This is a genomic window from Megasphaera sp. SW808 (assembly GCF_012027795.1).
GTDB lineage: Bacteria > Bacillota > Negativicutes > Veillonellales > Megasphaeraceae > Megasphaera > Megasphaera stantonii.
The window spans coordinates 38,622-51,946 of sequence record NZ_SJOT01000004.1 but is presented as its reverse complement, the minus strand read 5'-3'; the positions used below and the strand labels follow the sequence as shown (position 1 = coordinate 51,946).

The following is a 13,325-nucleotide window of genomic DNA, read 5'->3' as shown; positions in this document are numbered from 1 at the left end:
TCTCATGAAACGGATATATGCGGCAGTTATCGGCGCCGTCGTCATAGCCGCCTGCATAGGCGCAGGCTGGAGTGCGATGGAACAACGAAATCAGGTATCGGAGACAGGGCCTTTGTATGCCTATGTCGACCTGGAGCACGTGGTTATGAGTCATCCCAGATACAGCGAATACCATCGGCTGGAGCTGGAATACAACGCTATGGTTGCCCAATATCAGTTTGAGCAGTGGAATTACTCCCATAAGGCGGCGGCAGAAGGCCTTGCGTCGCAGCAGTTCGCCGCTGTAGATGCTGCCGGGACGGCGGCGCTGAATCAGGAGCTGCAGGCCAAGGTGCTGCTGAAGGAACAGGAGTTAAACAACGGCCTGAAGCAGCAGTACGATAAGATACTGCAGGAAAAGAGGAAGTCGCAGCCTATGATTTCGAATGCTGATTCGCTGAAAATCGTCAATTTGCAGCTGAAGCTGCAAAATCTGGTCTTGAGCCAGGAAGAACGGCAGGCCGCTGAAGCGGAGCTGGCCCAGCTGCTGAAATCGGCGGAACCCAGCGTCGTAATCAGCGGCGAGACGGCGGCGGAAATCGATAAGGAAATGGCTCCCTATCGGGAAAAGGCGCAGAAAGAGCTGGAAGAATACGCCAAGACCGTAAAAGGCGATTTGGAAAAACGCCGCGACGACAGCCGCAGCGCCTTCCAGTCGCAGCTGAGTTCTCTCCAGGACCGGCCGGAGCCGGAAGCGTGGAACCGGCAGTGGAAAGAGAAATTGCAGGCTAAAGAAAAGGAAATGAAAGATGTCAAAGAGGCCATCCTGGCAGATATCAGGACAAGAGCCGCCGACGTCGCGCACGAGCAGGGCATTGAGATGATTTTCTGCGAATACGCCGGCGTAGGGACGGCGCGGGATGTCACCGACGATATTATTGCCAGACTAGGCTGATAGTAGGAGGATTTGTACGATGAAAACAATGTGGAAGCGGCTGACGGCGGCCGCGCTGTTAACCCTGTGCGTCGGCATGCTTGCCGGATGCGGCGGCGAAGACCGGGTCGGCGTCGTCGACTTGGAACGGGTGCGGAAAGAAGCGCCGCTCGTACAGAAATATAAAGAGAAAACGGAAGAAAAGCAAAAGTCCGTAACAGAGGAATTGCAGAAGGCGCAGAGCACGATGTCGGCTGAAGACTTCCAAAAAAAGCAGCAGCAGTCGCAGCAGGAATTGAATATTTTTGCTGCCAGCATGCAGCGGCAGTTTATGTCGGATATTCAGACGAACTTGGGTGAAATCGCTAAAGAAAAAGAAGTGGGCATCGTCATGGTGAAAGAAGCCGTGCCTAACGGCGGCATCGACGTGACTGATGAGTTAATTGCAAAGCTGCAGTAAAAAAGGAGTGTACATTGTGGAAAAAACAGTGCAAGAATTAGCAGAATTTTTGGGCGGAACTGTGATTGGCGACGGCAGCGCCGTGATTTCGGATATCAAAGGATTGGCGGAAGCTGGGAAACAGGACATTACCTTTGCCGTCGATCCCTATACGGAATATCTTCCTCAGGTTCATGCCGGCGCCGTTATGGTTGAAAAAGAAGTGCCTGCCGGCGACAATACCCTGGTGATCGTAGAGAATCCCCGCTTGGCTTTTTCCAAGCTCCTTGTGCTGTTTCACCCTCGTCAGTCCGTACAATCGGGCGTTCACCCGTCGGCGATTGTCGATGAAAGCGCAGCCATAGGCGCAAACGCCGCCGTCATGGCCTACGCCGTCATCGGGAAGAACGTCAGGATCGGCGAAGACTGCGTCATCTATCCCTACGTATTCATTGGCGACAACGTCTCCATCGGTAAGGGGACGACGATTTTCCCCGGCGCCGTTATTCATGAAAACTGCGTTCTGGGAGAACGGGACGTTATCCGCGCTCACGCCGTCATCGGCGGCGAAGGCTTTGGCTTTGCTACGAAAGACGGCAAGCATACGCGCATTCCCCAAATCGGCAACGTCGAAATCGGAGACGACGTCGAAATCGGCGCCTGCACGTGTATTGACAACGCGACGCTCGGTTCGACAAAGGTAGCTGCTGGAACCAAAATCGACAACCTCGTCCACCTGGGCCATAACGTAGAAATCGGCGAAGATTGCTTTATTATCGCTCAGACGGGGATTGCCGGCAGCACGAAGGTCGGCCACCACGTTATTTTTGCCGGGCAAACGGGCTGCACGGGGCACGTTACGATTGGCGACAATGCTGTATTTGCCGGAAAATCAGGGATTACAGGAAATATGGAAGGCAATAAGGTTTACGCCGGATTCCCCGTCCGTCCGCACATCGAATGGAGCCGTACGCAGGCTTACATCAAACGTCTGCCTGAAATGGCCAAGACGATCAAGGCTCTGGAAAAGAAAATTGCCGAATTAGAAAAAAAGGCGGGAATGTAAGAGGCTGCCTATGTATACATTCATGAAATGTCTCAGCTTTCTGATTTGCCATATTCCTTTTTTCATGCGCCGCAGTTTGGGGGCGTTTTTCGGCGCCTTTTTCTGGACCTTTGTGCCGAAGAAGCGCAAAATCTTGGCGCGGGATCAAATCCTTAAATGCGGCCTTACGGCAGATGCCGGCGAAGCGATGGCGATCGCCAAAGCCAGTACGACGCGCTTCGGCCGTATGATCATCGAGGTGCTGTCCTATCCTGTGTATGACAAAGAGATTCTCGATAAAAAAATCGTGTTTCATGGCAAAGAATATCTCGACGAGCTCAAGGCGAGCGGTGAGGGCGCGATTTTTATGGCTTCCCATGCAGGGAACTGGGAGCTTCTCGGCGCGTATTTGGCGATGAGCGGCTATCCTCTCATATCGGTGGCGCAGCAGCAGGACAATAAGGGCTCGGATACGTTTATCAACGAATACCGGGCGATGATGAAGCAGCACGTTACGTATAAGACGGGCATCCGCGACATGGTACGTTTTTTGGCCAAGGGCCATTATATCGGCCTGCTCATGGACCAGGACCCGGGATATGCCGGCATCATGGTCAAGCTGTTCGGCCGGGATACACTGACGGCCGACGGCCCGGCGAAGCTGGCCGGCATACAAAACTATCCGATATTGTCTATTTTCATTCACGAAGACAGACCTTATCATTACGTCGTAGAAGCGCTGCCGCCGATTCGGCCTTATACGTCCGACACGCCGCTGTCGAAGGAAGAAAAGAAGCGGATCGTATATGACGTTACGCAGCAGCTGAACGATCGTCTGGAAGCACATATCCGCAAGTATCCCGACGAATGGTTCTGGCTTCACAATCGCTGGAAATGGACGAAACGGTATAAAGAGAAACAAAAGCTGAAAGAACAACAGAACTAGCTCATCCATTGGCGCTGCCGAAATGTAGGCGGCGCCAATTTTTACAGCTTTTTAACAATTTTGTCAGGGCAATATATATGCGTGCTGAATTATGGTATAATAAATAAAAATTAGGCGAGCCGCAGGAGCTCAAAGAAGCCGCGTAAAACAATGTACAGTGAAATACGCGGGAGCAAAGGAGAATTGACGAATCATGTATGTTTGTTTGATGCGTCATGGCAAAGCCGAGCCGTACCATGACGGAATGGACGATAAAAAGCGGGAACTGATTGAAAAGGGCAAGAAGCAGGCTGCGGCAATGCTCGACGCCGCCCGGCTGTGGTGGCCCGAAGGGACTACCGTCCTGTGGGCCAGCCCGTATATCCGCACGTGTCAAACGGCGGCGTTTTTTGATACGCGCATTCCCTATACTGCCTTTCATACCCATCCGGCCATTGCAGCCGGTGATCTGGACGCCGTCTATAAGGATATTCTGTGCGGGAGCGACGGGGATGTCGTGTGCATTGTCGGCCATTCGCCCTATTTAGAGCAATGGACTAAGGCATGGACCGGTCTGGATATACAGTTCAAAACGGGCAGCATGGCCTTGTTTGATTATGATCCCTTTGACAGCAACGGGGGCACGGCGTCGCTGCTCATGTATATGAGCCCGAAGGCAGCAAAGCTGATAAAGAAATAATAGATAGTAATTAGGAGGTATAGCCTATGAAACACGTAGTATCGATTGCCGGGACGGACCCGTCCGGCGGGGCCGGAGCGGCGGCGGACTGCAAGACCTTTTGCGCCCATGGTTGTTATGCCATGAACGTCATAACGGCTGTCGTATCGCAGAACACGCAGGGCGTGCGGGGATATATGGACGTGACGCCGGAGATGATCGCATCGCAGATTGATGCTGTATTTGAAGATATAGAGGTAGACGCTGTGAAAATCGGCATGGTCAGCGTTCCCGAGACGATCCGCATCATTGCCGGCAAGCTGCGCCAGTACAAGCCTCCCTTCGTCGTCGTCGACCCGGTCATGGTGGCGACGAGCGGCCATCGGCTACTGGCCGAAGAAGCAGAACAGACGCTGAAGGAGGAGTTGATTCCCCTGGCAGACGTACTGACGCCGAATATTCCCGAAGCGGAAGTGCTGACGGGACGTCATATTGATGATTTTACGTCTATGGAACAGGCGGCTAAGGACATCGCAGCCTTAGGAGCGAAGGCCGTGCTGGTCAAAGGCGGCCACCGCGTAGAAGATGCGACGGACATCTTATACGACGGCGAAGGCTTCCATTATTTCAAAGGCCGCCGCGTCGAAAGCACGAGCACTCACGGCACGGGCTGCTCCCTGTCCAGTGCCATCGCCTCCAATCTGGCGAACGGCATGAACCTGGCCGACGCCGTCGCGGCGGCCAAGCAGTACGTCTTCGACGGCATCAGCCACGCCGAACCGATTGGCAAAGGCCACGGGCCTATCCATCATTTCTACAGCCTGTACCGCAAGGCGGGCATGTAGCTTCTGTGTTCAGGTTATTCCCCGGCAGTCCCTCGGCTTTTCCGGGAATAGTTATTATTGCGCAAGGAGGAATGAAATATGAATTTAAGAATGCGTGTAAAAAAGGCTCTTTGTACGGTCGCGGCCCTGGCTATGGCCAGCGGCGCGGCATTCGCGGCGTCTCCGTCGCAGGTATACGAAGAAGCGGCCCGCAATATGATGGCTGAACCGACAGGCGAATACGTCCTGCAGGTCAATATGGAAATGCCTTTTTTGGGCAATGTGTCCCTGACCAACACCATCGATATGCAGGCTGAACCCTTCCAGATGAAGAGCGAAGCTGTAGCGAAGGTCCTGAACAACACGAAGACCGTCCACAGTTATGTGGAACAGGACGGCGACGTACTGCACATCTACTATGAAGATTCGAAGGCCGACAACGCGTGGAAAAAGGCAACCCGCAAATTGAAGAGCGCCGATCCCATTTCCAAGCGCTTCCATGGCGACCACAACGTACTGGCCGGCGTGAAATCCGTAACGGCAGCCGGCAAGAATTCGTACGATGTCGTATATGACGCGAGCCGCCTGTACCGCGAAGGCGACAAGGAAAAATGGGCTGCCGACGGCTATAAGAAAGAACAGGCCGAAGGCTTTGCAAAGGTTCTCCAGGCCCTGCAGAAAACGGGCGACATAACGGTCAATGTAACCGTCGATCCGAAGACCAAGCGGATTTCCAAGGTGACGATGCCTTTGACGCCGCAGATGCGCGCCGTTGCGCAGGAAGTATTGGCTGAAAGCGACGCATCCGACGCGAATAAAGCCGTCATGGAACAGTTCATCAAGTACAGCGAAATTTCCATGACCATCGACTGCGCGCCCCTTCCGAAAGACGCCGATTTGACGGCTCCGAAAGAAGTCAAGGAAGCGGCCGTTCCGGGAACGATTCCGGGCTCCGACGACGCGGAGGCAAAAGCGGCTTAAGGGTGGCAAGGAGACATCTACATATGTTTTGGCATCAGGGCCGTATGCGGTATCGTCGCTGCGGTCCTGCTGTTTTTTATAAGCACATGTGCCGTGCGGCATGGATATACCGCGGCAACTGGACAAATATATGAACTGGCGGCCTCGGCACTCTAAATTTTTCCTTAAATTGTAGAATTTTACAGTCATATTATTGACATAGGGAGAGAAATAACGGAAAATATGATAGAAGGGTAAGTCCATTATTGTTCGTTATATCTGAACGCAAGCATCTTTGATAAGACAGTTGGCATCGATTGCCTGCACGGGAGAATAGGTCGGCGCAGGCCGACGGGCAATCCAATATACACAGTTAGAACGGATAAAATTTCATAGTACAGGAGGTAAAAAAATTGGCTAAGAAAGAAAAGCTGATGGTCATTCCATTGGGCGGCTTGGGCGAAATCGGCAAGAATATGACCGTAATCCAATACGGAAATGACATCATCGTGATTGACGCCGGACTGTCTTTCCCTGACGACGATATGTTTGGCATTGACCTCGTCATCCCTGACATGAGCTATTTGATTGAAAACAGGGACAAGGTGAGGGCCGTCGTCATTACGCATGGTCACGAAGACCATATCGGCAGTTTGGCATATTTGCTCAACGAAGTAAATGTGCCCGTTTACGCGACGAAATTAGTATGCGGCCTCATCGAAGGCAAATTGAAGGAAAATCACATTACGAATTACAAATTGAACGAGGTGCAGCACGGCGACGAAGTGCAGATCGGCTGCATGAAAGTGGGCTTTATCCGAACCAATCACTCTATTCCCGATGCCAGCGCGCTGTATTTTAAGACGCCTGTAGGCACGATCGTCCATACAGGCGACTTTAAGATCGACCTGACCCCGGTGGACGGCCAGCCTATGGACATCCACAAGTTTGCAGACCTGGGCCGCCGCGGCGTACTGCTGCTCATGTCGGACAGCACGAACGCAGAACGGCCGGGCTACACCGAGTCGGAAACGACTGTAGGCCACGCCTTCCGCAAGGCCTTCCGGGCTGCGACGGGACGCATTATTTTGGCGACCTTCGCTTCGAATATTTCCCGTATTCAGCAGGCGATCAATACGGCCGTGCAGTTTAAGCGCAAAGTGACCGTATTGGGCCGCAGCATGGTCAACAACGTGCAGATTGCCATCGAATTGGGCTATCTGAGCGTGCCTGACGGCGTGCTCATCGAGCCCGACGAATTGGGACGCTATCCCGACGACCAGGTCCTGATCCTGACGACGGGCAGCCAGGGCGAGCCCATGGCCGGCTTATCCCGCATGGCCTCCAACAATCACCGCAGCGTCAGCATCATGCCGGGCGATACGGTCATCATTTCGGCGACGCCGATTCCGGGCAACGAAATGGGCGTCAGCCGGACCATCGACAACCTCATGAAGCTGGGCGCCAACGTCGTTGCCGGCCGGGATAAGAAGATTCACGTGTCGGGCCACGCCAGCCAGGAAGAATTGAAGCTCATGCTGGATTTGATCCGGCCGAAGTATTTTATTCCCGTGCACGGCGAATACCGCATGCTGAAGCAGCACGGCGATTTGGCGGTGCAGATGGGCGTCGAAAAGGATCACGTCCTCATCGGCGACAACGGTCAGATTTTCGAATTTTCCAACCGTTCCGGCAATAAAGCCGGCCGGGTCAACGCCGGCCGCGTATTCGTCGACGGCCTCGGCGTCGGCGACGTCGGCAACATCGTCATCCGCGACCGCCAGCAATTAGCTATGGAAGGCGTCGTCATCGTCGTCATGACCTTGGCGAAGGGGACGAGCCACGCCCTGGCCGGACCGGATATCGTGTCGAGAGGCTTTGTCTACGTCCGCGATTCGGAAGAGCTGATCAGCGAAGCTCACGACCGCGTCGCCGCCGTCCTCGAACGGTGCGAAGCCGGCAACATCCGCGAATGGGCGGTCATTAAATCGCAGGTTCGCGATACGCTGAGCCGGTACTTATATGAAAAGACGAAACGCCGGCCTATGATTTTGCCGATTATTATGGAAGTATAATGCAATACTGCGGAGACAGCGGAGGCCAGCGCGCCTCCGCTGTTTACCATGTAGACAGGCTTTTCTTGAAAGGAGATGATTCAGTGGAACAAAAGCGCATTACGCCTCTTACGACTGCCGGCTGCTTTGCCGCCGTCATGCTTATCCTGGCCCTTCTCAGTACCTTTATGCCCTTCTTTTCCTTTGTCGGGTACTTTATCATGCCCATTCCCATGACGATTATCTATATGAAATACGGCATGCGCCAGGCGCTGCTGCTCGGCGTCGTCGTAGGCATTCTCATGGGAATTTTCATCGATCCCCTGACGGCAGTTGCCCAGCTTATTACCTTTGCCTCTGTCGGCCTGGCTATCGGCGCCGGATTCCGCTATGAGTGGGCGCCGGCCAAGATGCTGGCCTGCGTAGCGGCGGCCCTCATTGCTGCTACAGGCGTTCTTCTCGCACTTATGTATATTGTTCTCGACATCAATTTGCTGGCGGCGATTTACAGCGCCTTCGATACGGTCGTCGCCGATACGATCGCCCAGTATAAAACCAGCGGCATGTCTGATATCCAGCTGGCCGAGGCGCGGATGCAGCTGGAAGAAGTGCGGCGCCTTCTGCCGTCTATGCTTCCCATGTTTTTATGCCTGGCCATGGCGGTTATCGCCTATATTAACGTCAAAATTTCCCAGCTGGTACTCGTTCGCTTAGGCTTTTCCATCAAGCCCTTTTTGCCGATTCGTTATTGGGAAATTTCGCGCAGTGTGATATACTTATATGTACTGGCATTGGTCATGAAATATTGGGGGACGACGCGGGATATCGAGTGGCTCAGTATCGCTGGCGTCAACTTGAATCAAGTCGCCTTTTTCTTCATATGCATTCAGGGCCTGGCCTTCCTGTTTTATTTCCTCGACCGCCGGTTTCATATCAGCACGGGGTTGCAGGTGCTCATTATCATTTTGTTTTTTGTCATGCCCGTGTTTTCCTACGCGGCCTTTGCCGCCGGATTGATGGACATGCTTTTGAATTATCGCAAGAAACGCAATACGATGTGATGCCCAGGGGGAAGTCATATGCTGAAGGAAATGCTGTCAAGACGAAACGAGGAGCCCTTTTTCCTCATTACGGTCTTGCTGCTGATTATTATCGCCGTATATAATTGGGTTATAGCGCTGCTGGCGCTGATACTGATTATCGGGGCCTACGTGCTGACGCGGAAAAATACGAACGAGCGCAACCGGGAAATCAGTCAGTTTTTCGACGCCGTTTCCCAAAGCGTCGACCAGGCGTCGACCTACGCCGTGCAGAACCTGCCCATCGGCATAGCCATCGTCGATATGCAGTCCAGCCTGTGCTGGGCTAACAGCGTGTTCCGCGACTGGATCGGCGATATCGACAACGACCAGAAGCTGGATCATATTATGCCCAATTTAAATATCGATAAATTTTGGGGGAAATTCGGCTACTTTTTCGAACATATCGATAAGCGGTATTACCGCGTCGTCTACAAGTATTTGCAGACGGAAGCGGCGGAAGACGACAACTATCTCATCTTGTATTTTGAAGATATTACGGACACGGAAACGCAGAAGATGAACTGCATTGCCTCCGTGCCGGTATTGTGCGATATTGAAATCGACAACATGGAAGAAGTCGCCAAGGGCATGACGTCGGTCCAGCAGACGACGCTGTGGACAAACGTCAACAACTGCCTGATCGACGAATTGACGTCGCTGGGAGCCTTCGTCCGTTCGTACGGCAACGAAAAGTACTTCGCCTGCCTGAGCCGCGAGGCCCTCGACGAACTGAAGAAGGACAATTTTTCCTTTCTCGAAAAAATCCGCATGATCCATACGGTCAACCGCATTCCCGTTACGCTCAGCATGGGCGTGGCGGCTTGCCCGAAGGATGTCGTGACCCAGGGCATGGTCAACTTCAACGAGCTGGCCGACAAGGCCCAGGCCGGGCTGGATCTGGCCTTGGGACGGGGCGGCGACCAGGTCGTCGTATATGAAGAAGACGGCTCGCCTCATTTTTACGGCGGCAAGACCCGGTCTGTCGAAAAGAATACCCGCGTCCGGGCCCGCGTCGTCGCCCAGGCGATACGCGAACTCATCGACACGAGCGATCTCGTCCTGGTCATGGGGCATGAACGGGAAGATTACGACAGCATCGGAGCTGCCGTCGGCGTGGCTCACATGGCCCGCATCATCGGCAAGCCCGTCCACATCGTCATCAGCAAGCAGACCGACGCCATCCGACGCCTGGAAACGCAGATACTCAACGTGCCGGCCTTTAAGGACTTGCTCATTTCGGCGGAAACGGCGGAAGAGCTGTGCAACAGCCAGACGCTGCTGTTTATCGTCGATACCCATCGGACGGACATGACCGTCGCGCCGGCCTTGATCGAACAGACGGAACGGCGCGTCGTCATCGACCATCACCGCCGCAGCTCCGACTTTATCAAGAAGCCCCTCCTGACGTATACGGAGCCGTCCAGCTCTTCGACGAGCGAGCTCGTCACGGAACTGCTCCAGTATTATCAGGAAGACGTAGAGCTGGAAAAAATCGAAGCGACGGCCCTGTATGCCGGCATTATCGTCGATACGAAAAACTTCGCCGTCCAGACCGGCGTCCGTACCTTTGACGCCGCAGCCTACCTGCGCCGCAGCGGCGCCGACCCGGAAATCGTGCGGGAGCTGTTCAGCTCCGACTTTACGACAGTCCGGGAAAAGGCGGCCATCTTATCGGAGGCGCGCATCGTAGACGGCGTGGCCATGGCTTCCTGCCCGAAGGGGACAAAGAACACGACCATTGTAGCGGCGCAAATCGCCGATATGCTTATCAATATAGACAACGTAAACGCCAGCTTTACGTTCTGCGAGCTTCCTGACGGCAATATCGGCGTCAGCGCCCGCTCCAAGGGAGATATTAACGTACAGCTCGTCATGGAAGCCTTAGGCGGCGGCGGCCATCGCACCGTCGCCGGCGCGCAGCTCAAAGAGCGTACTGTAGAAGAAGCGCAGCAGGACGTCATGACGGCCCTGTGGGACGTAATCAATAAAAATAAGGAGACTGAAAAAGAATGAAAGTAATATTATTGCAAGACGTAAAAAAATTGGGTAAAAAAGGGGAAATCATAGAAGTATCGGAAGGCTACGGCCGCAATTTCCTGCTGCCCCGCAAATTAGCCGCGCCGGGCACGTCGGAAAACATCAACGACGCGAAGCAGAAGCAGGCTGCGGCTAAGCATAAGGCCCAGGTAGCGTCCGACGAAGCCGTCGTCCTGGCCAGCCAGCTGAAGAAGGTAGAGCTGACGATTCCCGTAAAGGTCGGCGAAGGCGGAAAGGTATTCGGTGCGATTACGGGCAAAAATATCAGCGAAGCGGCGAAGGCTCAGTACGACGTCGACATCGACAAAAAGAAAGTCGAAATCAAGGACCCGATTAAATCGCTGGGAACGTACGACGTCGTCATCCGCGTTCATCCGACCATTACGAGCGTCATCAAGGTTCATGTCGTAGAAGGATAAGCTGCGGCAAACTGTAAGGGGATACTATGAAAGAATTGCTTGATAAACTGTTACAGCGCCATAAGTATCTGGAACCGACGGCGGAGGAAGAGCTCCGCCGTCAGGTTAACGTGCTTTACGGCGCTTTTACTGGTCTTATAGGGGCGGAAAAGATGGTGCTCAGGGCCAGTAAATACGCCGCCCTGTCCTATGTTCATTCGGAAGACCCGCGGCAGCGGCTGGTCGGCCTGCAGCGCCTCGTATATGAAAACGCGTCGTACGACCGCATCCCGAAGGACGACGAGGTCATCGACGTATTGAACGAGCTGGAAATCGTACTGGCTGAAATGCTGGCCCGCCAGGCTGTGGAAGAGCGGCTGGAAAAGAAGATTTCCCAGCGGATGGAAGAAAAGCAGCAGGAATACGTGCAGGAAATCAAGATGCAGATTATCAAGGAAGAACTGCACGATGTAGAGACGCCGCAGACGAAGCGCAAGCTGGCTGAACTGCAGAAGCTCGACACGATACAGCTGTCCGAATCGATTATGGAGCAAGTACGTCCGAAAAAGCTCAGCGCCGTCGTCGGCCAGGAACGGGCTGTAGAAGCGATGCAGAGCAAGCTGGCTTCCGTGTATCCGCAGCATCTTCTGCTGTACGGACCTCCCGGCGTAGGCAAGACGACGGCGGCCCGCATCGTCCTGCAGGAGGCGAAAGGCCTTCCCTTTACGCCCTTCGGACCTGACGCTCCCTTTGTCGAAACGGACGGGACGACGCTTCGCTGGGATTCGCGCGATATGACCAATCCCCTCATCGGCTCGGTTCACGACCCCATTTATCAAGGCGCGCGCCGCGATTTAGCCGATACGGGGATTCCCGAGCCCAAGCCGGGCCTGGTGACGGAGGCCCATGGCGGCATCTTGTTCATCGACGAAATCGGCGAGATGGATCCCATGCTGCTGAACAAGCTGCTGAAGGTATTAGAAGATAAGCGGGTGAAGTTCGAGTCGGCCTATTATGACGAAGAAGACCCGAACGTGCCCCAGTATATTAAAAAACTGTTCGCCGAAGGCGCGCCGGCCGATTTTATCCTCATCGGGGCGACGACGCGGAGCCCTTGGGAAATCAATCCGGCTATCCGCTCGCGCTGCGCTGAAATCTTTTTTGAGCCCCTCGTGCCGTCGGATATACAGACTATCGTAGAAAATGCGGCCAGGGAGCTGGGCGCAGTCTTGGAAGACGGCGCGGCGGCCCTTATCAGCACCTTTACGATCGAAGGGCGCAAGGCCGTCAATATTCTGGCCGACGCTTACGGCTTGGCCGTATATCGGGCCGGCCGCAAGGACGGCGTCGTCATCACGAAGGATCACATTCACCGCGTGTCCCAGATCAGCCGCCTCACGCCGTACGCCATGGAAAAGGCGAGCGACGTGCCGGCTGTGGGGAAAATATTCGGCCTCGGAGTTTCGGGATATTTAGGCTCGGCGATTGAAATCGAAGCCGTCGCCTTTCCCGCCCGTGAAGCCGGCAAGGGCTATTACCGCTTCAACGATACGGCCGGCTCAATGGCCAAGGACTCCATGTTCAACGCCGCCGCCGTAGTGCGCAGCGTGACGGGCAAGGAACTGTCCGATTACGACGTCAATATCAATTTTGTCGGCGGCGGGAACATCGACGGCCCGTCGGCAGGCTGCGCGATTACGACGGCCCTCATCTCGGCTATTACGCAGACGCCGATCCGACAGGATGTGGCCGTTACGGGCGAAATTTCCGTGCGGGGACAGGTAAAGCCCGTCGGCGGCGTATTTGAAAAGGCCTACGGCGCCTGCCAGGCCGGCATGAAGGCCATCGTCATTCCTAAGGACAATGGGCAGGATATTCCGGAGCACCATCTGGATTTGGATATACGCTGCGCTGAAACGATTCAGGACGTATTGGATGTTATGTTTGTAAAGTAGGAGTGTGCATAGAC

The 13,325-nt window shown here is 54.3% G+C and carries 12 protein-coding genes; all 12 read left to right on the top strand.

Annotated features, from left to right (window positions below; translation table 11 throughout):
• Positions 1-4: 4 nt before the first annotated feature.
• The 12 genes from E0L13_RS02555 to lonC all read left to right on the top strand — a co-directional run bounded on the left by E0L13_RS02555 (position 5) and on the right by lonC (position 13,311).
• Positions 5-934: an OmpH family outer membrane protein gene (locus E0L13_RS02555; RefSeq protein WP_168060067.1), complete on the top strand. Its 930-nt coding sequence runs from the start codon at positions 5-7 to the stop codon at positions 932-934.
• A 19-nt stretch (positions 935-953) separates the two neighbouring features.
• Positions 954-1,373, top strand: a complete 420-nt coding sequence (locus tag E0L13_RS02550; RefSeq protein ID WP_087477836.1) for an OmpH family outer membrane protein — start codon at positions 954-956, stop codon at positions 1,371-1,373.
• Positions 1,374-1,389: 16 nt separating this feature from the next.
• On the top strand, positions 1,390-2,418 hold the full coding sequence (gene lpxD / locus E0L13_RS02545; protein ID WP_168060065.1) for a UDP-3-O-(3-hydroxymyristoyl)glucosamine N-acyltransferase: 1,029 nt from the start codon (positions 1,390-1,392) through the stop codon (positions 2,416-2,418).
• A 10-nt stretch (positions 2,419-2,428) separates the two neighbouring features.
• Complete coding sequence (locus tag E0L13_RS02540) at positions 2,429-3,343, top strand: lysophospholipid acyltransferase family protein (protein ID WP_168060063.1); 915 nt, start codon at positions 2,429-2,431, stop codon at positions 3,341-3,343.
• Between the two features lie 193 nt (positions 3,344-3,536).
• Positions 3,537-4,022 carry a histidine phosphatase family protein gene (locus E0L13_RS02535; RefSeq protein ID WP_240924637.1) on the top strand — a complete coding sequence of 162 codons (486 nt, stop codon included), beginning with the start codon at positions 3,537-3,539 and terminating at the stop codon, positions 4,020-4,022.
• A gap of 26 nt (positions 4,023-4,048) precedes the next feature.
• Complete coding sequence (thiD, locus tag E0L13_RS02530) at positions 4,049-4,846, top strand: bifunctional hydroxymethylpyrimidine kinase/phosphomethylpyrimidine kinase (RefSeq protein WP_095630198.1); 798 nt, start codon at positions 4,049-4,051, stop codon at positions 4,844-4,846.
• A 78-nt stretch (positions 4,847-4,924) separates the two neighbouring features.
• The gene (locus E0L13_RS02525; RefSeq protein WP_168060061.1) at positions 4,925-5,806 is read left to right on the top strand and encodes a hypothetical protein; all 882 of its coding nucleotides are present in this window, start codon (positions 4,925-4,927) and stop codon (positions 5,804-5,806) included.
• Positions 5,807-6,198: 392 nt separating this feature from the next.
• Positions 6,199-7,860 carry a ribonuclease J gene (locus tag E0L13_RS02520; protein WP_154876930.1) on the top strand — a complete coding sequence of 554 codons (1,662 nt, stop codon included), beginning with the start codon at positions 6,199-6,201 and terminating at the stop codon, positions 7,858-7,860.
• Between the two features lie 83 nt (positions 7,861-7,943).
• Entirely contained in the window at positions 7,944-8,900 is a 957-nt protein-coding gene (locus tag E0L13_RS02515; protein ID WP_095630195.1) for a YybS family protein, read from the top strand.
• An 18-nt stretch (positions 8,901-8,918) separates the two neighbouring features.
• Positions 8,919-10,934: a DHH family phosphoesterase gene (locus tag E0L13_RS02510; protein ID WP_168060059.1), complete on the top strand. Its 2,016-nt coding sequence runs from the start codon at positions 8,919-8,921 to the stop codon at positions 10,932-10,934.
• The gene (rplI, locus tag E0L13_RS02505) at positions 10,931-11,377 is read left to right on the top strand and encodes a 50S ribosomal protein L9 (RefSeq protein WP_095630193.1); all 447 of its coding nucleotides are present in this window, start codon (positions 10,931-10,933) and stop codon (positions 11,375-11,377) included. Before E0L13_RS02510 ends, rplI begins: the two co-directional genes overlap by 4 nt.
• 26 nt (positions 11,378-11,403) lie before the next feature.
• Complete coding sequence (gene lonC, locus E0L13_RS02500) at positions 11,404-13,311, top strand: Lon family ATP-dependent protease (protein WP_168060057.1); 1,908 nt, start codon at positions 11,404-11,406, stop codon at positions 13,309-13,311.
• Positions 13,312-13,325: the final 14 nt, after the last annotated feature.